This window comes from Xenorhabdus sp. SGI 60, assembly GCF_056632175.1.
In genome coordinates this window covers 2,915,001-2,940,313 of record NZ_CP196860.1, presented here as the reverse complement: position 1 = coordinate 2,940,313, position 25,313 = coordinate 2,915,001, and the positions used below count along the sequence as shown (strand labels likewise).

General features: G+C 41.9%; 21 protein-coding genes and 5 tRNA genes (1 of these 26 only partly in view). 20 read left to right on the top strand and 6 right to left on the bottom strand.

What is annotated here, in order from left to right:
- Window positions 1–79 precede the first annotated feature (79 nt).
- From recA to luxS, 10 genes are all read left to right on the top strand, one after another.
- Entirely contained in the window at window positions 80–1,156 is a 1,077-nt protein-coding gene (gene recA / locus ACSJJG_RS13650; RefSeq protein WP_481089683.1) for a recombinase RecA, read from the top strand.
- A gap of 342 nt (window positions 1,157–1,498) precedes the next feature.
- Window positions 1,499–4,126, top strand: coding sequence for an alanine--tRNA ligase (gene alaS, locus ACSJJG_RS13645; protein WP_481089682.1), 2,628 nt, complete (start codon window positions 1,499–1,501; stop codon window positions 4,124–4,126).
- 247 nt (window positions 4,127–4,373) lie between these two features.
- Window positions 4,374–4,559: a carbon storage regulator CsrA gene (csrA, locus tag ACSJJG_RS13640; RefSeq protein WP_010845367.1), complete on the top strand. Its 186-nt coding sequence runs from the start codon at window positions 4,374–4,376 to the stop codon at window positions 4,557–4,559.
- Window positions 4,560–4,981: 422 nt separating this feature from the next.
- Window positions 4,982–5,074 (top strand) — tRNA-Ser (locus ACSJJG_RS13635).
- Between the two features lie 7 nt (window positions 5,075–5,081).
- A tRNA-Arg gene (locus tag ACSJJG_RS13630) sits at window positions 5,082–5,158 on the top strand.
- Window positions 5,159–5,239: 81 nt separating this feature from the next.
- Window positions 5,240–5,316 (top strand) — tRNA-Arg (locus tag ACSJJG_RS13625).
- Window positions 5,317–5,396: 80 nt separating this feature from the next.
- A tRNA-Arg gene (locus tag ACSJJG_RS13620) sits at window positions 5,397–5,473 on the top strand.
- An 85-nt stretch (window positions 5,474–5,558) separates the two neighbouring features.
- A tRNA-Arg gene (locus tag ACSJJG_RS13615) sits at window positions 5,559–5,635 on the top strand.
- Between the two features lie 194 nt (window positions 5,636–5,829).
- On the top strand, window positions 5,830–7,389 hold the full coding sequence (gshA, locus tag ACSJJG_RS13610) for a glutamate--cysteine ligase (RefSeq protein ID WP_481089681.1): 1,560 nt from the start codon (window positions 5,830–5,832) through the stop codon (window positions 7,387–7,389).
- Window positions 7,390–7,550: 161 nt separating this feature from the next.
- A complete protein-coding gene (luxS, locus tag ACSJJG_RS13605; protein WP_481089680.1) occupies window positions 7,551–8,066 on the top strand; it encodes an S-ribosylhomocysteine lyase in 516 nt (171 codons plus the stop codon).
- Between the two features lie 253 nt (window positions 8,067–8,319).
- On the opposite strand, the gene ACSJJG_RS13600 is transcribed toward luxS, so the two are convergent.
- Together ACSJJG_RS13600 and ACSJJG_RS13595 are read right to left on the bottom strand one after the other, a co-directional pair.
- Window positions 8,320–9,594 carry an HlyC/CorC family transporter gene (locus tag ACSJJG_RS13600; RefSeq protein WP_481089679.1) on the bottom strand — a complete coding sequence of 425 codons (1,275 nt, stop codon included), beginning with the start codon at window positions 9,592–9,594 and terminating at the stop codon, window positions 8,320–8,322.
- A 52-nt stretch (window positions 9,595–9,646) separates the two neighbouring features.
- Window positions 9,647–10,438, bottom strand: coding sequence for a cytochrome C assembly family protein (locus tag ACSJJG_RS13595; RefSeq protein WP_481089678.1), 792 nt, complete (start codon window positions 10,436–10,438; stop codon window positions 9,647–9,649).
- 198 nt (window positions 10,439–10,636) lie between these two features.
- On the opposite strand from ACSJJG_RS13595, the gene ffh reads away from it, so the two are divergent.
- From ffh to rplS, 5 genes are all read left to right on the top strand, one after another.
- A complete protein-coding gene (gene ffh, locus ACSJJG_RS13590) occupies window positions 10,637–11,998 on the top strand; it encodes a signal recognition particle protein (protein ID WP_481089677.1) in 1,362 nt (453 codons plus the stop codon).
- Between the two features lie 137 nt (window positions 11,999–12,135).
- Complete coding sequence (gene rpsP / locus ACSJJG_RS13585) at window positions 12,136–12,384, top strand: 30S ribosomal protein S16 (RefSeq protein WP_481089676.1); 249 nt, start codon at window positions 12,136–12,138, stop codon at window positions 12,382–12,384.
- Between the two features lie 18 nt (window positions 12,385–12,402).
- On the top strand, window positions 12,403–12,951 hold the full coding sequence (rimM, locus tag ACSJJG_RS13580; RefSeq protein WP_481089675.1) for a ribosome maturation factor RimM: 549 nt from the start codon (window positions 12,403–12,405) through the stop codon (window positions 12,949–12,951).
- A gap of 37 nt (window positions 12,952–12,988) precedes the next feature.
- Entirely contained in the window at window positions 12,989–13,741 is a 753-nt protein-coding gene (trmD, locus tag ACSJJG_RS13575; protein WP_348987086.1) for a tRNA (guanosine(37)-N1)-methyltransferase TrmD, read from the top strand.
- Window positions 13,742–13,806: 65 nt separating this feature from the next.
- Window positions 13,807–14,160 carry a 50S ribosomal protein L19 gene (rplS, locus tag ACSJJG_RS13570; RefSeq protein WP_481089674.1) on the top strand — a complete coding sequence of 118 codons (354 nt, stop codon included), beginning with the start codon at window positions 13,807–13,809 and terminating at the stop codon, window positions 14,158–14,160.
- Between the two features lie 114 nt (window positions 14,161–14,274).
- On the opposite strand, the gene ACSJJG_RS13565 is transcribed toward rplS, so the two are convergent.
- On the bottom strand, window positions 14,275–15,618 hold the full coding sequence (locus ACSJJG_RS13565) for an anaerobic C4-dicarboxylate transporter (protein WP_481089673.1): 1,344 nt from the start codon (window positions 15,616–15,618) through the stop codon (window positions 14,275–14,277).
- Between the two features lie 542 nt (window positions 15,619–16,160).
- Here ACSJJG_RS13565 and ACSJJG_RS13560 point away from each other — a divergent pair.
- The gene (locus ACSJJG_RS13560; RefSeq protein ID WP_481089672.1) at window positions 16,161–17,255 is read left to right on the top strand and encodes a 3-deoxy-7-phosphoheptulonate synthase; all 1,095 of its coding nucleotides are present in this window, start codon (window positions 16,161–16,163) and stop codon (window positions 17,253–17,255) included.
- 5 nt (window positions 17,256–17,260) lie between these two features.
- Window positions 17,261–18,382, top strand: coding sequence for a bifunctional chorismate mutase/prephenate dehydrogenase (gene tyrA, locus ACSJJG_RS13555; protein ID WP_481089671.1), 1,122 nt, complete (start codon window positions 17,261–17,263; stop codon window positions 18,380–18,382).
- Window positions 18,383–18,426: 44 nt separating this feature from the next.
- On the opposite strand, the gene pheA is transcribed toward tyrA, so the two are convergent.
- The 3 genes from pheA to bamD all read right to left on the bottom strand — a co-directional run bounded on the left by pheA (window position 18,427) and on the right by bamD (window position 21,429).
- Window positions 18,427–19,581, bottom strand: a complete 1,155-nt coding sequence (gene pheA, locus ACSJJG_RS13550) for a bifunctional chorismate mutase/prephenate dehydratase (RefSeq protein WP_481089670.1) — start codon at window positions 19,579–19,581, stop codon at window positions 18,427–18,429.
- A 313-nt stretch (window positions 19,582–19,894) separates the two neighbouring features.
- On the bottom strand, window positions 19,895–20,227 hold the full coding sequence (raiA, locus tag ACSJJG_RS13545; protein WP_047771873.1) for a ribosome-associated translation inhibitor RaiA: 333 nt from the start codon (window positions 20,225–20,227) through the stop codon (window positions 19,895–19,897).
- Between the two features lie 467 nt (window positions 20,228–20,694).
- A complete protein-coding gene (gene bamD / locus ACSJJG_RS13540) occupies window positions 20,695–21,429 on the bottom strand; it encodes an outer membrane protein assembly factor BamD (protein WP_481090443.1) in 735 nt (244 codons plus the stop codon).
- Window positions 21,430–21,566: 137 nt separating this feature from the next.
- On the opposite strand from bamD, the gene rluD reads away from it, so the two are divergent.
- The 3 genes from rluD to clpB form a co-directional block, all read left to right on the top strand.
- Window positions 21,567–22,544, top strand: coding sequence for a 23S rRNA pseudouridine(1911/1915/1917) synthase RluD (gene rluD, locus ACSJJG_RS13535; RefSeq protein WP_481089669.1), 978 nt, complete (start codon window positions 21,567–21,569; stop codon window positions 22,542–22,544).
- 4 nt (window positions 22,545–22,548) lie between these two features.
- On the top strand, window positions 22,549–23,280 hold the full coding sequence (yfiH, locus tag ACSJJG_RS13530; RefSeq protein WP_481089668.1) for a purine nucleoside phosphorylase YfiH: 732 nt from the start codon (window positions 22,549–22,551) through the stop codon (window positions 23,278–23,280).
- A gap of 129 nt (window positions 23,281–23,409) precedes the next feature.
- On the top strand, window positions 23,410–25,313 hold the 5' portion of the coding sequence (clpB, locus tag ACSJJG_RS13525; RefSeq protein WP_481089667.1) for an ATP-dependent chaperone ClpB. The gene runs 670 nt beyond the window's last position; 1,904 of the gene's 2,574 nt are visible here — the first part of the coding sequence; the start codon lies at window positions 23,410–23,412; its stop codon lies off the right edge, out of view.

The window sequence follows — 25,313 nt, the reverse complement described above, 5'->3', positions numbered from 1 at the left end:
ATAATCATACGGCACTTTGGTATCAAAAACAGTTTATCAGCAGTGAAGCAGCCCCTTCATTGCTTGCGAAGGAGTAAATATGGCTAACGATGAAAACAAACAAAAAGCACTAGCAGCAGCGCTGGGCCAAATTGAGAAACAATTTGGTAAAGGTTCCATCATGCGTTTGGGTGAAAACCGCTCAATGGATGTTGAAACCATCTCTACCGGTTCCCTGTCACTGGATATTGCATTGGGTGCAGGTGGTTTGCCGATGGGGCGTATTGTTGAAATATACGGACCAGAATCTTCCGGTAAAACAACGCTGACACTGCAAGTTATTGCCGCTGCCCAACGCGAAGGCAGAACTTGTGCTTTTATTGATGCCGAACATGCTCTTGATCCAGTTTATGCGAAAAAGCTGGGTGTAGATATTGATAATCTGTTGTGTTCTCAGCCTGATACGGGTGAACAGGCATTGGAAATCTGTGATGCCTTATCACGTTCTGGTGCTGTTGATGTGATTATTGTTGACTCTGTTGCCGCATTAACACCGAAAGCAGAAATTGAAGGTGAAATTGGCGATTCTCATATGGGCCTGGCTGCCCGTATGATGAGTCAGGCTATGCGTAAATTGGCGGGGAATTTGAAAAATTCAAATACCCTGTTGATCTTTATCAACCAGATCCGCATGAAAATTGGTGTCATGTTTGGCAACCCTGAAACGACCACTGGTGGTAATGCATTGAAATTCTATGCATCTGTCCGTTTGGATATCCGCCGTACTGGTTCAGTGAAAAATGGCGACGAAGTGGTGGGTAGCGAAACGCGTGTGAAAGTGGTCAAGAACAAAGTTGCTGCACCATTTAAACAAGCCGAATTCCAAATTCTCTATGGTGAGGGTATTAATACTTTTGGTGAATTGATCGACCTGGGTGTTAAACACAAAATGGTGGAAAAAGCAGGTGCATGGTATAGCTACAATGGCGATAAAATTGGACAAGGTAAAGCTAATGCCACCATCTATCTGAAAGAACATCTGGAAATTGCATCCGAGTTGGATAAGAAACTGCGTGATTTACTGTTGAATAATACAGGCGGATTCAGTAGTGCTGCCACGGATTATGTGACAGATTATGAAGAAAATGGCGAAGAGGTGAATCCCGAAGAGTTTTAATGACTTTTCGTTATTAATTCAACTTCCTTATTTTGGTCATAATATAGAGCTGACTTAGTTTTTAAAAACCACATCCATATCGGGTGTGGTTTTTGCTTTTATGTCTGTTTTTATACATCCTTGAAATAGGCGTATTGAAACAGGTATAACGAACAGACTTTCAGAAAATTCCCAGACGAATTACAATGCGGGAAAGCGAATGGATTTATATGGGATTTTACTTCTTATGGAAGACACTCTATCTTAACCCTACTTTAATTTATTCGTGAGTTGAAATGGTGATGCGATATACCACCTCAACCATTCATAAATCTGTTTTTTCAGCTTGATTTCGGGACAATTATGAGCAAAAGCACCGCTGAGATCCGTCAAGCGTTTCTTGACTTTTTTCATACTAAAGGGCACCAGATAGTGCCAAGCAGCTCGTTGGTGCCAACCAATGATCCAACATTGTTGTTCACCAACGCAGGGATGAACCAGTTCAAAGATGTCTTTTTAGGATTGGATAATAGGCCTTATTCTAGAGCAACAACGGCTCAGCGCTGCGTTCGTGCTGGCGGTAAACATAACGATTTAGAAAATGTGGGTTATACAGCCCGTCACCACACTTTCTTCGAAATGTTGGGTAACTTCAGTTTTGGCGATTATTTTAAACAAGATGCAATTAAATACGCATGGGAGTTACTGACCAGCGAAGAATGGTTTAACCTGCCAAAAGAAAAACTGTGGGTTACTGTCTATGAGACAGACAATGAAGCTTATGACATTTGGCATAAAGAAGTCGGGGTTCCAGCAGAAAGAATCATTCGTATAGGGGATAACAAAGGTGCTCCATATGCGTCAGATAATTTCTGGCAAATGGGGGATACTGGTCCATGTGGTCCTTGTACGGAGATTTTCTACGATCACGGTGAGCATATTTGGGGAGGTCCGCCAGGCAGCCCAGAAGAAGACGGTGACAGATATATTGAAATTTGGAACATCGTTTTCATGCAATTCAACCGTCATGTCGATGGCACTATGGAGCCGTTGCCAAAACCTTCCGTTGATACCGGCATGGGGCTGGAACGTATTACTGCCGTCTTGCAACACGTTAACTCTAACTACGAGATTGACCTATTCCAAAGCTTAATTGCTTCGGTTGCAGAAGTGACAGGAGCGACAGATCTTACCAATAAATCTTTGCGTGTTGTTGCAGACCATATCCGTGCCTGTGCGTTCCTGATTTGCGATGGGGTTATTCCATCCAACGAAAACCGTGGCTATGTACTTCGCCGTATCATTCGCCGTGCTGTTCGTCATGGCAACATGTTAGGGGCAAAAGAGGCCTTTTTCTACAAGTTTGTTGCACCATTGGTTAAATTCATGGGTGCGGCTGGTGAAGAGCTGAAACAGCAGCAGACTTTGGTTGAGCAGGTATTAAAAACCGAAGAAGAACAGTTTGCTCGTACTTTGGAACGTGGTTTGCAGTTGCTGGATGAAGAGCTGGCTAAATTATCTGGTGATACTCTCGACGGTGAAACCGCTTTCCGCTTATATGATACCTATGGTTTCCCTGTTGATTTGACTGCGGATGTTTGCCGCGAACGTAATATCAAAGTAGATGAAGCGGGTTTTGATGCAGCGATGGAAAACCAGCGTCGTCGTGCTCGTGAATCCAGTGGCTTTGGTACTGATTACAATGAACTGATCAAAGTTGATGAACGCAGTGATTTTTGTGGCTATGAACATAATTCACAGCAAGCTACTGTTATCGCTATCTTCCGTAATGGCCAAGCCGTTGAGCAAATTCACGCTGGTGAAGAAGCGATCATTATACTTGATAAAACCGCATTCTACGCTGAATCTGGTGGACAGGTTGGTGATACGGGTAAATTGTCGAACGATAATGGGGTATTCGACGTCGTCGATACACAAAAATATGCTCAGGCCATTGGTCACATTGGTAAATTGATAAGTGGCAGTTTGAGTGTTAATTATACAGTTAAGGCTGAAATTGATGTGGCACGCAGAGACGCGATCCGTTTGAATCACTCGGCGACCCATTTGTTACATGCGGCATTACGTCAAATGTTGGGTGAACACGTTGCCCAGAAAGGTTCTTTGGTAAGTGATAAGTATCTGCGCTTTGACTTCTCTCACTTTGAGGCCATGAAGCCAGAACAGATCCGTCAAGTCGAAAACTTGGTGAATGAAGAGATTCGCAAAAATTCACCAATTGTTACAGAATTAATGGGGCTGGAAGAAGCCAAAGCCAAAGGTGCAATGGCACTGTTTGGCGAGAAGTACGATGAAAAAGTACGTGTACTTAGCATGGGAGGCTTTTCTACTGAACTATGCGGTGGTATTCATGCGAGTCGCACAGGTGATATAGGGTTGTTCCGTATATCCAGTGAATCAGGTACAGCAGCAGGAATTCGCCGTATTGAAGCTATTACGGGGCAAACTGCATTAAACTCTATCTATCAGCAAGCTGATTTACTGCAAGACATCGCTCATCTGGTGAAAGGTGATATCAGTAGCCTGAATGAGAAAGTGAAAACGACACTGGATAGAACGAAACAATTGGAAAAAGAGTTGCAACTGTTGAAATCTCAACACGCAGTTCAGGAAAGTTCCTCTTTGGCGAACCAAGCCAAGGAAATTCAAGGCGTTCGTCTACTGGTGACACAGCTGGGTGGTATAGAACCGAAAATGCTCAGAACGATGGTTGATGATCTAAAAAATCAGTTAGGATCAGCAATTATTGTGCTTTCTACAGTGACTGGTGATAAAGTCAGTCTAATTGTTGGTATAACGAAGGATTTGACTGCTAGAATAAAAGCAGGTGATTTAATCTCTTTTGTTGCCCAACAGGTTGGCGGTAAAGGAGGAGGACGCCCTGATCTGGCTCAGGCTGGTGGGACCGATGTAACAGCTCTTCCTTCCGCATTAGCTAGTGTAGAAGAGTGGGTAACATTGCGGTTATAGTTGGTATTGCCGTGACAGCAGTGGCACCATGAAAGCATTTTTTTATGGTGCCGAATGTTTTTCGTTGTGAAATTGTTGAAATGTTGGGCACATACTTATATTTTAGCTATCCTATAGATATAGGAAATGTGTTCAAAACTGCTTATGCTTTAAGTAGATATCATTGCTTTACGTTTTCACGGTGTTTGATGGATAATAGCGGGGAAACCTAGAGACCCGACTCTTTTAAATTTTCAAGGAGCAAAGAATGCTTATTCTGACTCGTCGAGTTGGTGAAACACTCATGATAGGCGATGAGGTAACAGTCACAGTACTGGGAGTTAAAGGCAACCAAGTTCGCATTGGTGTAAATGCACCCAAGGAAGTTTCTGTTCACCGTGAAGAAATTTATCAACGGATTCAGGCGGAGAAATCTCAGCCTACAACTTTTTAATTCAAGAATGGCGTCCACGCTTTTTTAAGACTTGGGCGCTACTCTACTCCCTTTTGTTTTCTTTTTTCTGCTTCTTTCTACTTCTTTTATGTTTATCTCTTTTCGACACCTTGATTCTATTCTCTCATGCCTTTTTATTTTCTATCTGTTGAAAAAGCATCGTTCATGAGGCTATAGAGATGAATAATTATTTTCATAAATTTTAACAGTTCTTAGACAATCTCATTGTTGATAAAACAGTCTCTTAGATGGCAAATCAAGCATTTTGCGTGCTAAGTGTTCAATTGGAAAAAAGTTTCGAAAAATTGTTTGACTTATCAGGCAGGGAAAGTAATATGTGCGCCATCGCAGCGACGAAGAGCTTGAAGAAAAGATTCGAAGAGCTACGAAGTGAAAACTTCTGAGTCGCAGGTTTTAAAAATGGTGAGGTGGCCGAGAGGCTGAAGGCGCTCCCCTGCTAAGGGAGTATGTGGTTAAGAGCTGCATCGAGGGTTCGAATCCCTCCCTCACCGCCATTAATATGCATCCATAGCTCAGCTGGATAGAGTACTCGGCTACGAACCGAGCGGTCGGAGGTTCGAATCCTCCTGGATGCACCATTTAAACACCGCGATTTTTTAGGTATCTCAATTCTAGTCAGGCAATCATTAGCGCCTGAGCAGAAATAGAAAACCGACAACGCATCCATAGCTCAGCTGGATAGAGTACTCGGCTACGAACCGAGCGGTCGGAGGTTCGAATCCTCCTGGATGCACCATTTTAAACATCCTAGTTTTGGGATATCTAATTCTAGTCAGGCAATTAACAGCGCCTGAGCAGAAATAGAAAACCGACAATGCATCCATAGCTCAGCTGGATAGAGTACTCGGCTACGAACCGAGCGGTCGGAGGTTCGAATCCTCCTGGATGCACCATTTTAAACATCCTGATTTTTGGATGACTTAATTCTATCAAGTCAGGCAATTAATAGCGCCTGAGCAGAAATAGAAAACCGACAATGCATCCATAGCTCAGCTGGATAGAGTACTCGGCTACGAACCGAGCGGTCGGAGGTTCGAATCCTCCTGGATGCACCAGCTTAAAACCCCTGCCTTGATAAGGCGGGGGTTTTTCTTTTTATTTCCGTTCAAATATAACATTTGTTTTATTAATTCTGTTTATAATTTGGGCGGAAGTGCATTGCTACCTCTATGTAATCAGCGACAACTTGACTTGTTTCATATAAAGTGAACTTTTAGTAATAATCTTTTAAACTCCACGGGAGGACAAATTGATCCCGGACGTATCAAAAGCATTGTCATGGTTAGAGGCAAACCCAACTGTATTAAACGGTATTTGTCGTGGCATTGAACGTGAAACATTGCGTGTTACTCCAGACGGTCATTTAGCTAAGACAGAGCATCCAGGATCACTTGGTGCTTCTTTAACGCATAAATGGATTACAACTGATTTTGCTGAATCTCTATTGGAGTTTATTACCCCTGTTGATAGCAATATAGATAGAACCATTGCTTTCCTTAAAGATTTGCATATCTATTCCGCACGGAATTTGAACAATGAAAAAATGTGGCCTTTAAGTATGCCATGTTTTATCGACGAAGAAGAAAATATCACTTTGGCTCAATATGGTATGTCTAACTTGGGCCGCTTTAAGACCTTGTACCGTGAAGGATTAAAGAGCCGTTATGGCGCACTAATGCAAACAATTTCTGGTGTGCATTATAACTTTTCTCTGCCAATGAGTTTTTGGCAGGCGTGGTTAGGTATTAAAGATGCTGAAACAGGAAAAGAGCAGATTTCAGATGGCTATCTTCGTTTGATCCGCAATTATTACCGCTTTGGCTGGGTGATCCCTTATTTATTTGGTGCATCACCGGCAATCTGTTCTTCATTCTTACGTGGACGAAATACAGCATTATCTTTTGAGAAAACAGAAAGAGGGACTTGTTACCTTCCTTATGCGACTTCGTTGAGGATGAGTGACCTGGGGTATACCAACAAATCGCAAAGCGATCTGAATATTACTTTTAATCATCTTCATACCTATGTAGAGGGGCTTAAGAAAGCAATTCATAAGCCATCTGAAGAATTTGCGGCAATCGGTATCAAAAAAGGAAATAAGTACTTACAGCTCAATACTAATGTTCTTCAAATTGAAAATGAGTTGTATGCACCAATTCGTCCAAAGCGAGTCACAAAAGAGGGAGAATCACCTTCAGATGCTTTGTTAAGAGATGGTATAGAATATATTGAAGTGCGTTCTTTAGATATTAATCCTTTTTCCTCCATTGGGGTTGATGAGACGCAAATTCGTTTTCTTGACTTATTTTTGATATGGTGTGCTCTGGCTGATGCCCCTGAAATGGGAAATGAGGAGCTTTCCTGTTGTCGTGGAAACTGGAATAAAGTTATCTTAGAAGGGCGTAAACCAGGGTTGTCTATTGGTCTTGGTTATGGGATTGAACAACAACCGCTTAAGATTGTGGGACAAAAATTATTCCGGGATTTAGAACGAGTTGCTGAAGTCCTGGATGCCTGTTCAGGGACTCAATATCAATCAGTCTGTAAAGAATTGGTTAATATGTTTGAAGATCCATCACTAACGTTTTCAGCACGTGTCCTGGACAAGATGAAATCTCAGGGGATAGTTGGTTTTGGATTGGAACTGGCAGGCCAGTATCATAACGAATTGATTGAAGAACATTATTCAATTCTGAATGATGAAAATTTTTCTGTTGAGCGTCAAGCTTCTGTGTCACGTCAGCATGACCTTGAACAGCAAGATAACATGAACTTTGAAGAGTATTTAAAACTTCATGCAGAGCGTTAAAAAAGAAAACGGCCACCACTGGTGGCCAAATAAAATATCTTAGAGAATAGGGGTGATAACAATTTGCGCGTCTTCATATCTTATGACCAGCCGCAAATGAAAAGGTTTCATCTATCTGAAAAAATCTTCGTAAAAAATCTGATACCTTAGGAGGTAGTATTATGCCTTTATTGGATAGTTTTACAGTTGACCATACTCGTATGGCTGCACCTGCTGTTAGAGTTGCCAAGACAATGAAAACGCCTCACGGCGATACTATCACAGTATTTGATTTACGTTTTTGTGTTCCTAATAAAGCAGTGATGCCAGAACGAGGTATTCACACACTTGAGCATTTGTTTGCGGGTTTTATGCGCAATCATTTGAACGGTGATGGTGTTGAAATTATTGATATTTCTCCAATGGGATGTCGTACTGGTTTTTATATGAGCTTAATCGGTGCTCCAGAAGAATTGAGAGTGGCTGAGTCTTGGAAAGCGGCAATGGAAGATGTGCTAAAAGTTCAAGATCAGAACCAGATCCCAGAATTAAACATTTATCAGTGCGGTACATATGAAATGCACTCATTGAAAGAAGCTCAAGATATTGCTCAGCGTATCCTTGATTCTGGTGTTCGTGTCAATTATAACGATGAATTGGCACTACCCGAAGAAAAACGGGTAGAGCTTCAAGTTTAGTTTGTTAGATATTGTATAAGATACGGTATCTCAACGATTATTACATTTGGTTAAGTAGTCAGATCTGCTTTATATTATTGAGGGGCTAGCTTATTCTGCTAGCCCTACATTGGTGTTCTTTTCTCTCTATCCTTTTGAAATTATAATATTTTTTAATTATTTTCTTTTAGTTACATAGACAGATTAGATTGCATTAATTCGAGTGTATATATTTTTTATAGCGGTAACTTATTCACTGAATTAATTTTATACTTTATTCTGTATTTGGGTTTATCGGTGTTACACGAACTTGCTTGATAACATTATCTTGCACCGCAAGAACCTCAAAATTGTATTTATTAATCTGCACATTAGCGCTTAATTCAGGAATTTCACCTAGTTCTTCCAGAATCATTCCATTCATTGTCCTTGGACCATCTTCGGGAAGCGCCCAACCGAAAGCCTTATTTAATTCACGTATATTGGCTGTGCCATCAACCAGAACGGAGCCGTCACTTTGCGGAAGGACTTCTTCTGCCAGAGTTGGCGACATGGAAGTGGTAAAATCGCCGACAATTTCTTCCAAAATATCTTCGACAGTCACTAATCCTTGAATATCGCCATATTCATCAACGATTAGGCCAGCTTTTTGTTTGTTACGTTGGAAATTAATAAGCTGGATATTTAATGGTGTGCTAACAGGGATAAAATAGATTTTATCTGCGGCTTTGAGTAAATTTCTTTTTGTAAATTCTTTTTTCTCCATCATCAGTCGATAGGCTTCACGTACTCGGAGCATACCGATAGCATCATCAAGGGAGTCACGATACAACACAATACGTCCATGTGGAGAGTGTGTCAGTTGCCTGATAACGCACTTCCAATCATTGTTAATATCAATGCCGACAATTTCATTACGTGGGATCATAATGTCACCAACGGTGACTTTCTCAAGATCTAATATTGAGAGCAGCATATCTTGATTGCGGCGTGATAGATTGACGTTTGATTCATTTACAATTGTGCGTAGCTCGTCTTTACTGACAGCATCATTGCGGATATTCGAGGTTTTGATACCCAAACAGCGCATAAACAGCAAACTGATCTTATTAAATGACCAAACAAGGGGCAGCATAATTTTTTCTAGCGGGCGTAACAGGAAGCTACTTGGGAATGCAACTCTTTCAGGGTAAAGCGCTGCGATGGTCTTTGGCATCACTTCAGAAAAAATAAGAATAATGAATGTGAGTACACCTGTTGCAATAGCAACACCGGCATCGCCATAGAGTCGCATACCAACGATAGTGGCAAGAGAGGACGCCAAAATATTGACAAGATTATTACCGATAAGTATCAGACTAATGAGTCTGTCTGGATAACGCAGCAGAGATTCCACCCTGCGTGCGGGATTGTTCCCCTGTTTAGCCAAATGGCGTAAACGATATCGGTTGATTGTCATCATGCTAGTTTCAGAGGCAGAGAAATAAGCTGAAACAATAACCATAACAACAAGAATTATAATCAGTGTACTTGTTGAGACATTCTCCAAAACAGAATTCCTTCCTAATAATTATATAAATTAGCGATGATAAATTAACTTATTAATAAACCATCATTTCCTGTAATAACCTGCTACCGAAAAAAGCCAGCGTTAGAATAAATGCGCCGATCAAATTGAACCAAATAACACGTTTGCCACGCCATCCTTCATGATAATGCCCCCAAAGCAAAATAACGTAAATAAACCATGCAATGATAGATAAAACAGATTTATGGATATTTTCTTTACTGAAAATATCATCCATGTACATGATGCCAGTACAAAGTGTCAATGTTAGTAAAATTACACCAACTTGGGTAATGTGAAACATTTTCCGCTCAATTGTCATCAATGGGGGAATACCAGAGGTAAATGTGAGTTTTTTCTTTTTAAGCTGATGATCCAACCAACCAAGTTGTAATGCATAAAGCGCGGCAATGAGTAAAGTCGCATAGCCAAGTAATGCCAGCCCAATATGAATAAATAATTCGATACTACCTTCAAGATGAGTAATAAATTCTCCCGGCATCATGCTAGCCAGTATCAAATTGATCATGGCGAAGCTGTAAACAATCGGCAGTAAAAACCATGCACGTCCACGGAAAGCAACGACTGTCATGATGATGCACATAAGCAAGCTAACAATTGAGCCTAAATTCAATAAAGTGAGATTTTGCCCGCTGCTAACATGAAAAACTTGGTATTTTAATGCAATCGCGTGAGCGATTAACGCTACAACGGTAAAAGAAAGTGCCAGTTTTTGATAACTGTTTTGTTGGCGCAATAAACTTGGCACGATGAGCGTCAGACTAATGAGATAGGTAAGTAAAGCAATAATTGAAAATATCAGCATAACGTTTATCGTTTTCGCAATGGAATCCATTGGGTATGGATTAAACCTGAAATTTAAGTATAGCGCTAGCAGGAGTAGCCTCCAACCGTTGTTAATCATACTTGGGAATCTCTTTGCAGAGATCACATAATCATCGTGCTATAATTTGCGAAATTTGCCATACAGGTAGACCCACCTGTAGATATCTGAGCTGAGACAATGTTTGATAATTTAACTGACAGACTATCGCGCACATTGCGCAATATCAGCGGTCGTGGACGGCTGACTGAAGATAATATTAAAGATACGCTGCGCGAAGTTCGTATGGCTTTGCTCGAAGCGGATGTTGCATTACCTGTCGTGCGTGATTTTATTGCACGAGTCAAAGAAAGTGCTGTGGGACATGAGGTTAACAAAAGTCTGACCCCAGGTCAGGAATTCGTCAAAATCGTTCAAAATGAATTGGTTATGGCGATGGGAGAGGTTAACAGTGAACTGAACCTTTCCACACAGCCTCCTGCGGTGGTCCTTATGGCTGGTTTGCAAGGTGCAGGTAAAACGACCAGCGTTGCTAAATTAGGTAAATTGCTGAAAGAGAAAAACAAGAAAAAAGTCTTGGTTGTTTCTGCTGACGTATACCGACCTGCGGCGATCAAACAGCTTGAAACCTTGTCTGAAACAGTTGGAGTTGACTTTTTCCCTTCCGATCCACAGGAAAAGCCTGTTGATATTGTCAATAAAGCGATCCAACATGCTAGGTTGAAATTCTATGATGTACTGTTAGTCGATACAGCAGGCCGTCTGCATGTTGATGAAGCTATGATGGATGAAATCAAAGCGGTTCATGCAACTATCAATCCTGTTGAAACCCTGTTTGTTGTTGATGCAATGACAGGTCAAGATGCGGCAAATACAGCAAAAGCATTTAATGAAGCATTACCATTAACCGGGGTTGTTCTGACGAAAGTAGATGGTGATGCACGTGGCGGTGCTGCGCTTTCCATCCGCCATATCACGGGTAAGCCCATCAAATTTCTCGGCGTTGGTGAAAAAACGGATGCGTTAGAACCTTTCCATCCTGATCGCATTGCATCCCGCATTCTGGGCATGGGAGATATGCTTTCACTGATCGAAGAACTTGAAAGTAAAGTTGACCATACCCAAGCGGAAAAATTGGCGTCCAAACTGAAAAAAGGTGACGGCTTTGATTTAAGCGATTTTCTTGAGCAGCTTAAACAAATGCGTAACATGGGCGGAATGGCTAGCATGTTGAGCAAAATGCCGGGAATGTCGCAGATCCCTGATGCTGTCAAATCTCAAATGGATGACAAAATTCTGGTTAAAATGGAAGCCATCATTAATTCCATGACGCGTAAAGAGCGTGAAAAACCAGAAATCATTAAAGGTTCCCGTAAGCGCCGTATTGCGACGGGATCGGGCACACAGGTGCAGGATGTCAACCGTTTGTTGAAACAGTTTGATGAAATGCAGCGTATGATGAAAAAGATGAAGAAAGGTGGTTTGGCAAAAATGATGCGAGGCATGAAAGGTATGCTGCCACCGGGATTTATGGGGCGATAATCAACAAAGTTGCGAAAGAAAATGTTCTTTGGATTGCTTTTTGCGCCAAAGTGAGTAAAATTTTCGGGCTTTTAAATGGACAGCCGGACTCCATTCCTCGATGGAGTCTGGTTGTTTTGCTAACTAATGAGGATGTTATGGTAACAATTCGTTTAGCTCGTGGCGGCGCAAAAAAGCGTCCGTTTTATCAAGTAGTCGTGACCGATAGCCGCAATGCGCGTGATGGTCGTTTTATTGAGCGTGTTGGTTTCTTCAACCCAATCGCTTCAGGAAAAGCAGAAACTCTGCGTTTAGATCTGGACCGTATCGAACATTGGGTTGGTCTGGGTGCATCTGTGTCTGATCGTGTTGCTACACTGATCAAAAACGCTAAGAAAGCAGCTTAATCTGTCGCGGTGGTAACAATGAGCAAACAATCTGGCCTGAAGCACCCTGTTGAGCCAATTGTATTGGGGAAGTTAGGGTCTGCATATGGTATTCGTGGTTGGCTCAGAGTTTTTTCTTCCACCGAACACGCCGAAGACATTTTTGAATATCAACCGTGGTTTATTCAACGCTTAGGCCAGTGGCAACACATTGAACTGGAAGCATGGAAATACCATAACCAAGATATTATCGTCAAAATCAAAGGTATTGACGATCGGGATGCGGCGAATTTATTCACTAATTGTGAAGTTGTGGTGGAATGTAGCCAATTACCAGAACTGGATGAGGGTGATTATTACTGGAAAGACCTTATTGGCTGCCAAGTAATAAATACAGCCGGTTATAACCTTGGGGCCATTCATGACATGATGGAAACGGGTTCTAACGATGTGATGGTAATAAAAGCAAACCTGAAAGATGCATTCGGTATCAAGGAGCGGCTGGTTCCGTTTCTTGATGGGCAGGTTATCAAGAAAGTCGATCTCGCTACTAAAACTATTGAGGTAGATTGGGATCCTGGTTTTTAATCTCCGGTAAAAACGGTTTAAATGAGTGGGACGCAGTATGTGGATTGGGGTTATTAGCCTGTTTCCTGAAATGTTCCGCGCAATAACCGATTACGGGGTAACTGGTCGGGCAGTAAAAAATGGCCTGTTGAGTATCGAATGCTGGAATCCAAGGGATTTTACCTACGACCGGCATCGTACTGTTGATGATCGCCCTTATGGCGGTGGTCCAGGTATGCTGATGATGGTGCAACCATTACGGGAAGCCATTCATGCAGCTAAAGCTTCGACAGGTGATGGTGCAAAGGTGATTTATCTTTCACCTCAGGGACGCAAACTCGATCAACAGGGAGTTTGTGAACTGGCAGCAAATGAGAAATTAATTCTGGTTTGCGGGCGTTATGAAGGTATTGATGAGCGTATCATCCAAACTGAAATTGACGAAGAGTGGTCTGTCGGTGATTACGTTCTTAGCGGGGGAGAGCTTCCTGCAATGACGATGATTGACTCGATATCGCGGTTTATTCCGGGAGTATTAGGGCGTCAAGCATCGGCAGAAGAAGACTCATTCGCTGATGGATTGTTGGATTGCCCCCATTATACTCGCCCTGAAGTGTTAGATAGTATGGAAGTTCCCCCAGTTTTGCTGTCGGGAAACCATGCGGAAATTAATCGTTGGCGAATGAAACAGTCGCTTGGCCGAACCTGGTTAAGAAGGCCCGAACTTCTAGAAAACCTAGCTCTGACTGACGAGCAAAGGATGTTGCTATCTGAGTTCCAACGGGAATATCAAGATCAGGCAACGAATTAATCCAGACATATCCCGCCGAAGGGATGTCTTTGATATATCAGTTTACCTAGGGTAAGAGAGTTATTATGAGCAACATTATTAAACAACTTGAACAAGAGCAGATGAAGCAAGACGTACCTTCATTCCGTCCGGGTGACACCGTGGAAGTTAAGGTATGGGTCGTTGAAGGTTCTAAAAAGCGTCTGCAGACATTCGAGGGCGTGGTTATTGCAATTCGTAACCGCGGTCTGCACTCTGCATTCACTGTTCGTAAGATTTCTAACGGCGAAGGTGTTGAGCGTGTATTCCAGACTCACTCCCCAGTCGTAGACAGCATCAGTGTTAAACGTCGTGGTGCTGTTCGCAGAGCTAAACTGTACTACCTGCGTGAGCGTTCTGGTAAAGCAGCTCGTATTAAAGAGCGTCTGAACGCAAAATAATACGCTTTTGCTACATCCGAAAGTTATTAAAGGCCAGTGTATATGCTGGCCTTTTTACATTCTAAATCAGGAAACTTATTTTTTCAGTCGTAAGCCTGGAAAGGGTACAGTAAGTTACATAAACGTACTGACTAATACATACCCTACTGTACAAGCACCACTGACGCCAATCAATCCTGGTAAAAGAAAGCTGTGGTTGATAATGAATTTTCCAATTTTTGTTGTACCTGAACGATCAAAACCAATACAAGCCAAATCGCTTGGATAAGTAGGCAAAACAAAATAGCCATAGGCAGCAGGGAAGAAAGCGATCAGAAGCTTAGGATCAACCCCAAGCTGTAATCCCATTGGCGCAATAGCTGTTAAGGCTGCGGCTTGGCTGTTAACCAGTTTTGATACTAAAAACAGCACAAGGGCATAAGTCCACGGCTGTGCCTGGACCACATCTTCCAGGCTTAGTTTTAATTCACCTAAATGTGAGTGGAAGAAGGTATCGCTCATCCATGCCACACCAAAGACAGAAAAAATCGCAACCATACCTGCTTTGAACACGGCACTATTGGCGATTTCACTGGTTTTGACTTTACAGGCCATCAATATAATGGAGCCTGCAATTAACATCATTATCTGGATCACCAGATTCATGGAAAGAGGTTTTAGTGTACCTTTTACTTCAAAAGAAGGACGTAATTCTGTGAATGCACCGAGCAAGACGACAACGGCAATTGCGGCAAAGAAAACCCAGGTTGCCCAATAAGCCTGCTTAGGAAAGACTTGATCCAATAGAGTATCAGACCCACCATAAATAAACTCACGTTGCTTTGGATCTTTGATTTTCGCCTGGAATTCTTCGTCCTGATCAAGATCTTTTCCTCGACGTAGGCTCCATAATGCAGCAAGTATTATTCCAGTGAGTGAGGCTGGTATTGAAACAGCCAAAATGTTCAAGATCCCGTACGCCTGCCCAATACCATGACTGGCAGCAATAATTGACACCAAAGAAACAACGGCGACAGATACAGGAGAAGCGGTAATTGCCATCTGGGAAGCAACAGAAGCAACAGCCATTGGCCGTTCAGGGCGAATACCTTTTTTCAAGGCAATATCGCCAATGATTGGAAACATGGTATAAACCACATGACCAGTACCGCAAAGAAAAGTGAGCATCCAAGTGGTCAGGGGTGCCAAAATGGTGATATGTTGCGGGTGACGACGCAGTAAGCGTTCTGCAAATTGCATCATAACATTTAGCCCACCTGCTGTTTGTAAAACGGATGCGCAACCGATTACAGCAAGAATAGTCAGCATTACATCAACGGGGGGTTTACCGGGTTCCAAGCCAAAGACAAATGTCAGTATAAAAAGCCCAATACCACTGATCAGTCCCAACCCCATTCCCGCATAACGCGTACCTATCAATAAGCATATGATTATTATAGTAAATTGCAGCGCTATCATATCTATCCTTAACAAATGTTTGAAAAATAAATAGAAGTTGGCCATACAGATTTTTGTATCTATATGACTTATAACTTCATTTGCAAGCTGTTAGTCATAGCTTTAGATCTATGGGATATAGCTATTGTTTATAAATATTGATTTATAGTTTCATAGAAACATTAAAAACACATATTAATATTATTAGAATATTTATATAAAAATGAGATTGAGATCTTATTTTTATTATTTGATTTATAAAGATATTTATTTATGTAACAAATTATATGCAGACAGTTAATAAATTATTTCTATTTTTGTGTTATTGTGAATCGCCATTTACAATACATTAACTTTAATGATTATTTATATATTTTGACATGAAAATAAAATTCAATGGCTTGTTAGTATCTCCACTATATCAATAGACCTTGCATTTTGATGTAAGGTAATATTTACAGTTTATAGAAAATATTTACGATTTTGGATTGTATTCTTTACGGCTCATGGTATGTTATCCAACAGACACTTAGACACATATTAAACAGACAAGGCAGGTAGAAATGATCATGCAAAAAGACGCTCTGAATAACGTTCATATCCTTGATGAGCAAGTCCTCATCACACCGGAGGAGCTGAAACGGAAATATCCGTTGAATAGCCGTGATCGACATGCCATCACAAACGCGCGTAATACTATCGCTGATATTATTCAGCATCGTGATCCGCGTTTATTAGTGGTATGTGGTCCATGTTCAATTCATGATGTGGATGCAGCCTTGGATTATGCCCGCCGTTTGAAAGCGCTTTCTGCTGAATTGAGTGATTGTCTGTATATTGTTATGCGTGTCTATTTTGAAAAGCCTCGTACAACCGTTGGTTGGAAAGGGCTAATTAGTGATCCCTATATGGATGGTTCATTTGATATGGATGCGGGGCTGCATATTGCCCGTCGCCTGTTGTTGAACCTGGTAGAAATGGGATTGCCTTTGGCGAATGAGGCACTTGATCCCAATAATCCACAATACTTAGGGGATCTATTTAGCTGGTCAGCAATTGGCGCTAGAACCACTGAATCTCAAACTCATCGTGAAATGGCATCAGGGTTGTCTGTGCCAGTCGGATTTAAAAATGGCACAGATGGTAGTTTGAATACCGCGATTAATGCCATGAAAGCAGCAGCAATGCCTCATCGCTTTATGGGGATAAATCAGTCAGGTCAAGTTTGTTTGCTGCAAACTCAGGGTAATCCGAATGGACATGTAATATTGCGTGGTGGCGCCGTGCCGAATTACAGTGCAGAACACGTTGCTGATTGTGAACGCCAAATGGTTAAAGCAGGGCTGATACCATCACTGATGATTGATTGCAGTCACGGTAATTCCAATAAAGATTTTCGTCGCCAGAGTATCGTTGTGGATTCTGTTATTGAACAGATGATGTCCAAAAATCAATCCATCATTGGGATTATGTTGGAAAGCCATATTAATGAGGGCAATCAATCCTCCGAACAGTCTCGTTCTGAGATGAAATATGGTGTTTCGGTGACAGACGCCTGTATTAACTGGCAGACCACGGAGCAAATATTGAGAAAACTGCACCAACAAATCGCTCCACATTTGGCTAATCGAAACATAATGATGGAAAAAGCAGGATAATCAATATGACAACAGAATTGTCACAATTAAGGACTCAAATTGATGAGGTAGATAAAACCTTATTATCGTTGCTGGCGAAAAGAATGAATTTAGTCGCGCAAGTTGGTGAAGTTAAAAGTCAACTCGGCTTGCCGATTTATGATCCTGATAGGGAGACTACTATGTTGGCTTCCCGCCGTCAGGAGGCGGAAAATATGGGAATTCCGCCTGATTTGATTGAAGATATCTTGCGCCGAATTATGCGAGAGTCGTATGTCAGTGAGAATAACAAAGGCTTTAAAAAACTCGCTACTCATTTAGGACCTGTGGTCATTGTAGGTGGTTCAGGCAAAATGGGCCAATTATTCAGTCGATTGTTGACGTTGTCTGGCTATGAAGTCAGGGTGCTCGAAGCTGACGATTGGGATAACGCCGAACATATATTGGCTGGAGCAGGGATGGTGATCGTCAGTGTTCCCATTCACTTGACAGAGAAGATTATCCGTCGATTGCCTCCTTTGCCAGAACAGTGCATTTTAGTTGATTTGGCTTCAATCAAACAAAGGCCGTTAAATGCGATGCTTGAAGTACATAGAGGGCCTGTTTTAGGGTTACATCCTATGTTTGGGCCAGATATAGGTAGCTTTGCTAAACAAGTGGTTGTGTATTGCGATGGGCGCTATCCAGAGTCGTATCAATGGCTTTTGGAACAGATATCAGTATGGGGAGCGAGGTTGCACCAAATCACCGCAGAGAAGCATGATAAAAATATGAGCTTTATTCAGGCGTTGCGTCATTTCACTACCTTCTCTTACGGACGGTATCTTGCAAAGGAAGATATCGACTTACAGCAATTGCTTTCACTGTCTTCACCGATATATCGATTAGAGCTAGCGATGGTAGGACGATTATTTGCACAAGATGCCCAACTGTATGCTGATATTATTATGTCTAGTCCTGAAAATATTGCACTTATACGTCGCTATTACCAAAGTTTCGGGCAGGCGCTGGAAATCTTGGAACAACAAGATAAGTCAGCTTTTATTGAGAGTTTTAACCAAGTGAGTGGTTGGTTTGGTAATGAAGCCGCTCGATTTATGAAGGAAAGTCGAATGCTTTTGCTGCAGGCTAGTGACAACCGAGTATAGGTCTTATTTTAAAACCGGATAGAAACATCCGGTTTTGTTTTACTTTAGATAGGATCGATAGGAATGACATTTTCTGATGGGTAAGATCCTAACACTTTCAGCAAACGAGTAATTTCCGTCAATTCTTTCAATGCATGTTGCATTTTCATAGAGCGCAGATTGGCTTGTACATCAATATAAAACATCTCTTCCCACGGTTTGCCATTTATTGGGCGGGACTCCAATTTACTCATGGGGATATCATGTTTCTTTAGGATAATGAGAGCATTAACCAGTGCTCCTGCTTGTTGTCCGGTTGACATAATAAACGTGGTTTTGGCAGGAACTTGATCGGATACGTCAATAGGTTTGCGGGAAACAACAATAAAGCGAGTGCTATTCTCTTGTTGATTCGCTAAATTATTTTCTAAAACATGTAATCCATAGAGAGTGCCGCCTGCTTCACTACCCAATGCGGCTATTTCTGGTGAGTTGAGTTCAGCTACTTTTTGCATAGCAGCAGCAGTGCTTTCACAATAGACAATATTCCAGTCAGGATATTTATTGAGATATTGGCTACATTGTTGAAAAGGTTGGGAATGGCTATAAACGGTTTTTATCCTTGAGATATCAGTTTGCCCGGCAATCAATAGACAGTGGTTGATTGGCAGAGTTATCTCTCCAACAAGGGATAAGGGGGTATGTTGCAATAAATCATAAACCTCATTGATTGCCCCTGAACTGGTATTTTCCAGTGGCAGGATGCCATAATCAGCCTGACCAATCTCAACCAGTGAGAAAATATCTGAGAATTTGTGACAACTGCACTCAACCAACTGATTAAAGTGACGAGCAGCAAATTGTCGAGCTGCAATATGAGAATATGAACCTCTTGGCCCTAAAAAAGTAATACGGGCAGAATCGTAAGGTGTCTGATTCAGATATTGTTGTAATAACGCCTGTTGGGTGAGAACAGAATCCTCAATGATCATCTGAAATAATCGTGTAATGTAAAATCCATCTAATCCACGTGATTTTCCTTTATCTATCAATGCGTTCAATAATTCTCGTTCACGGTTTTTATCACGGATAGGGCGATGATCGAGCAGTTTTGTCTGGGCGATGTCACTGGCTAATTGTCGGCGTTTAGCAAGTAGATCCAGCAATTCCGCATCAATATGACTAATTTCTTCTCGTAAACTCACTAAGTCTCTTTCCATAATATGTTCCTGACATTCTTATTATAAGTGTAGCCTGTGCATCGTAGATATGTTTGTGATCAGTAAAACAAAAAACCTCCCTGTTGATGGGAGGCTTTATTCGTCTTCTTAAATTTTCTTTGAAACGAATCAGCCTCCTTATGAGAAGGTGAAAAAAAAGAAAAATAACAAAGACGGTTTGATAATCATTTGACCTGTTAGCATGCTACTTTATGGTTTCAATAATGTATTTTAATTAACCTATTTAGCTTGAAGTGTCAACAGGCAGTAAAAACGCGCTCATTGAGCGCGTTAGGACAAAAATCAGGGGGGATTATACTTCTAAGTTGAGATTAGACTCTTTAACACTATTATCTGTGCGGCGAGCTTCTGCTTTATGCTGTACTTTATTGAGTTGGCGCTCTAATTTTGTCAGCAGATCATTGATTGCTGCGTACATATCTTCATGTTTAGCGCTGGCCACTAACGTGCCATTCGGTGTGCCGATTGTGGCATCAACCAAGAATCCTTGCGGTTCTTTTGATAGTACGATATGTGGATTTATTAGATTAACTTGCCATTTGCTTAACTTACTTAGACGGTCTTCTACATGGCTACGAATTGCGGGGGTAATTTCCATTTGTTTGCTGGTAATGTTCACTAACATATAGTTACCTCTTTAGATGTTACTCCGTCTCTGGTGCATTCAGCATAGCGCCATTTTGCATAAAAAGAATGATCTAAATCACTTTTATTGAGTGATTTTGGCAGTAAGTGATGGAATTGTGATAGCTAGGGAAGATATGGAGAATATTTGTTGCGAAGAAAAGAGTTATGCGTCATTATCGGTCAGTTGTGGGATTATTAAATCACGTTATAATTACAAAACTTGAATTATTTTCAAGACGAAAATAATGAAGATATAGCCAAACATGACCAAAATTGCGCTAATGTATTCAGTTTATTGACTAAATAACACACAGAACAAAAAAGCAAGTCTTACAAAAATCACACTTTCAGTAGTGATATTTCTGACAATAACAACCCTGTCAACTTCAACGAGTAGATAAAAAAAACAGCAGCCCATTTAGCTACTGTTTTTGATCACTTTTTCAAATCTGATGGGATGAGATTTTATACAGGGTTGGCAGCGATCAGCTGTGCCACTTTATTGGCTTCAGCCGTCAATCCTAATTCTTTATAAGCTAACTCCATATAAGGAAGAGCCTTCCGGGTTGCATTAGCATCAGGGTAGTCTCGTAGCATTTGTTCTACCCGATTGACAACAGCTACGTAAGCATTACGTTTAGTGTAATATTGCACAACTGCAAGTTCATATTTGGCTAAACGCTCTTTGAGGAATATTAACCGCTTGGTAGCATCAGTTGAATATTGACTGTTTGGGTAATAGCGCACCAGTTGGTTGAAATCACGGAATGCAGCACGGGCATGTTCAGGATCACGATTTGATCGATCAATACTGAAAAGCCCTTGTAATGGGCTGTCATCATCCAGAGTTTGAGAAACCAAACCACGCATATAGAGCACATAGTCGATATTAGGGTGAGTTGGATTCAGGCGCATGAAACGGTCAATGGATGCGAGAGCCAGTGGGTATTCCGCTGATTTGTAATAGGCGTAGATCAGATCAAGTTGGACTTGCTGGGAGTATGGGCCAAAAGGATATCGGTTATCAAGGGATTCCAATTGCTTGATAGCCGATTTATAGTTACCTTCTTGCAGTCTTTCCTGCCCAATTGAATAAATTTGAGATGGAGGGATATCAGGAACAGCATCCTTATTGCTAGAGCATCCAGATAGAACCAGGCTCAATGTGGTCGCTGCCACCAGATATTTCATGCGAATCATCACGTGTTGATTATCCTCTGAGTGTTTTCTGGGAGACTGTCCGTGAAGCTCCCGGCAAAATATGAGTTACAATAGCACACTATTTTAAATGAAACGGCCTCGCCGTCAAAACTCAACGTAAAATATAGAAGTTATATATGGCACAACAAATCCGACTTAATGCAATAGTCGCTGAATCTCAGCTTGGTCAACGTTTAGATCAAGCTTTGGCTGAATTGTTCCCTGATTACTCCAGGTCACGTATAAAAGAGTGGATCTTGGATAATAAAGTTCAAGTTAATGGCAAATTAATTAGCAAACCAAAAGAAAAAGTCCTGGGCGGTGAAGAAATTTCCGTTGACGCTATCATTGAAGAAGATGCGCGTTGGGAGCCACAGGATATCGAACTGAATATTGTCTATGAAGATGACGATATTTTGGTCATCAATAAACCACGTGATTTGGTTGTTCATCCGGGGGCAGGTAATCCTGACGGTACTGTGTTGAACGCCTTGTTATATCATTATCCTGAAATTGCAGATGTTCCCCGTGCAGGTATTGTTCATCGTCTTGACAAAGATACGACAGGGCTAATGGTTGTGGCAAAAAACGTTCCGGCACAAACTCGTTTGGTGGAATCTTTACAATTACGTGAAATAACCCGTGAATATGAAGCGGTTGCTTTGGGATGTATGACGGCTGGAGGAACGGTAGAAGAACCTATCTCCCGCCATCCAACAAAACGGACACACATGGCAGTACACCCTATGGGTAAACCTGCTGTTACCCATTATCGTGTCATGGAACATTTCCGAGCGCATACTCGATTGCGTTTGCGTTTGGAGACAGGCAGAACACACCAAATTCGTGTGCACATGGCACATATAAAACACCCGTTAGTGGGTGATCCTCTGTACGGTGGGCGACCTCGTCCCTTAAAAGGGGCTTCTGATAAATTTCGCGAAATGATGCGCAATTTTGATCGCCAGGCATTGCATGCAACCATGTTACGTCTTTACCATCCGATCACGGGAATTGAGATGGAATGGCATGCTCCATTACCGGACGACATGGTTAAGTTGATTGAAGTGATGAAAGCGGATGCCGAGACTTTCAAAGATGAGATGGATTGGTAGGTAAATGACACCACTGATTTTTCCTGATTGGCCACAGCCTGATAATGTTGGCGCTTGCAGTACTACCCGTTTAGGCGGAGTAAGCCAGTCCCCATATGACAGTTTAAATCTGGGTAATCATGTTGGGGACGTTCCAGAATACGTGGAACGGAATAGAACGCGGCTGGTTGAATATGCCCAATTGCCGCAGCAGCCTATATGGTTGGAGCAAGTACATGGAATACGTGTTATCACACTTGATGGTCAGCCATTGTTGAATAATCAGGCTGATGCCGTTTACACGAATATACCTGATCAGGTTTGTGCTGTGATGACAGCAGATTGCTTACCAGTTCTTTTTTGCAGTATTTCTGGTGATGAAGTCGCGGCGGCTCATGCAGGATGGCGCGGATTATGCGCTGGAGTGTTGGAGAATACCGTGTCTCGATTTAGCGCAAAACCTGACATGATCCGTGCGTGGTTGGGGCCTGCTATTGGCCCTGAAAAATTTGAGGTGGGACGTGAGGTTAGGGAAGCTTTCATCGCAACCAATCCTGATCTGGAACACGCTTTCACGCCTTATGGCGATAAGTTTCTGGCAAATATTTACTTACTGGCTAAATTAAAGTTGCAGTCAGTAGGAATAACAGACATTTTTGGCGGAGCCGCATGTACTGTCACGGAGGAAAAAAACTTTTTCTCCTATCGTCGTGATGGTAATACAGGGCGAATGGCAACTTTAATCTGGTTGCGATAACCTACTTTACAGGACGATCTTTGGCGTATAGCGGTAAGTTTCCAATTAACTTTACAGAAGACCTTGAATATTTAAGGAATGGCCTTATCTAGTCTCCAGTAGCAAATTCTGACCAGTATTGGAGGTGTTATGCGTCTGGATCGTCTTACCAATAAATTCCAGCTTGCTCTCGCTGACGCCCAATCCCTCGCATTAGGGCGTGATAATCAATTCATCGAACCTATCCACTTGATGAGTGCATTAATTAATCAAGAAGGCGGTTCAGTACGTCCTTTATTGGCCTCGGCAGGGGTGGATACGGGAAGCTTCAATGATCAACTAAATCAGGCTCTGAACCGATTGCCGAAAGTAGAAGGCAATGGTGGAGATGTACAGGTATCCAACGAACTGGGACGTTATTTAAACCTGTGTGACAAACTTGCCCAAAAATCAGGTGATAACTTCATTTCTTCTGAACTCTATGTTCTGGCAGCGATAGAAGAACGTGGAACATTAAGTGACATGTTGAAAGCGGCGGGAGCAACCAAAGATAAAATCACTAAGGCAATAGAACAAATGCGCGGTGGTGAAAAAGTAAATGAGCAAGGCGCAGAAGATCAGCGCCAAGCGTTAAAGAAATATACCATTGATCTGACTGAGCGTGCTGAACAAGGCAAATTAGATCCTGTGATTGGGCGTGATGAAGAAATTCGTCGAACTATTCAGGTATTGCAGCGTCGAACCAAAAATAACCCTGTTCTCATTGGTGAACCCGGGGTCGGGAAGACCGCGATAGTCGAAGGTTTGGCACAGCGTATTGTTAATGGTGAAGTTCCAGAAGGACTGAAAAACAAACGTGTTCTGTCTCTTGATATGGGCGCGTTATTAGCCGGTGCTAAATATCGTGGTGAATTCGAAGAGCGTTTGAAAGGTGTTTTGAACGATCTTGCCAAACAGGAAGGTTCAGTCATTCTGTTTATTGATGAATTGCATACCATGGTAGGAGCAGGCAAAGCCGAAGGCGCAATGGATGCCGGTAACATGTTAAAACCTGCTCTGGCCCGTGGAGAACTGCATTGTGTCGGGGCAACAACACTTGATGAGTATCGTCAATATATAGAAAAAGATGCGGCCTTAGAGCGTCGTTTCCAGAAAGTTTATGTGGCAGAACCCACGGTTGAGGACACGATTGCTATTTTACGTGGACTGAAAGAGCGATATGAGTTGCATCATCACGTCCAAATTACTGATCCGGCCATTGTAGCGGCTGCAACATTATCTCATCGCTATATTTCTGATCGCATGCTGCCTGACAAAGCAATTGACCTCATTGATGAAGCAGGGGCAAGTCTCCGTATGCAGATGGATTCTAAACCAGAAGCATTGGATCGCCTTGAGCGTCGTGTTATTCAATTAAAGCTTGAGCAGCAAGCACTGAAAAAAGAGTCTGATGATGCCAGTAAAAAACGTTTAGAGATGCTGAACGAAGAATTGGCAGAAAAAGAACGTGAATATTCTGAATTGGAAGAAGAGTGGAAAGCAGAAAAAGCTGAACTTAGTGGTACTCAGAATATTAAGGCTGAATTAGAAAATGCCCGTATTGAATTAGAAAAAGCTCGCCGTAGTGGTGACTTGGCTAAAATGTCTGAAATTCAGTACGGAAAAATTCCGGAATTGGAAAGACGTCTGGCGACAGCAACAACAGCAGAAAATCGTCATATGAAGCTGCTGCGTAACAAAGTCACAGATGCTGAAATCGCTGAAATACTCGCGCGCTGGACAGGGATTCCTGTATCCAGGATGTTGGAAAGCGAAAAGGATAAGTTACTGCGTATGGAGCAAGAATTGCATAAACGCGTGATAGGGCAGAATGAAGCTGTTAATGCCGTATCGAATGCAATTCGTCGTAGCAGGGCTGGATTATCTGATCCCAATCGTCCAATTGGTTCTTTCATGTTCCTGGGGCCGACAGGGGTGGGGAAAACAGAATTGTGTAAAGCGTTGGCTAATTTCTTGTTCGACAGTGATGATGCTATGGTGCGCATTGATATGTC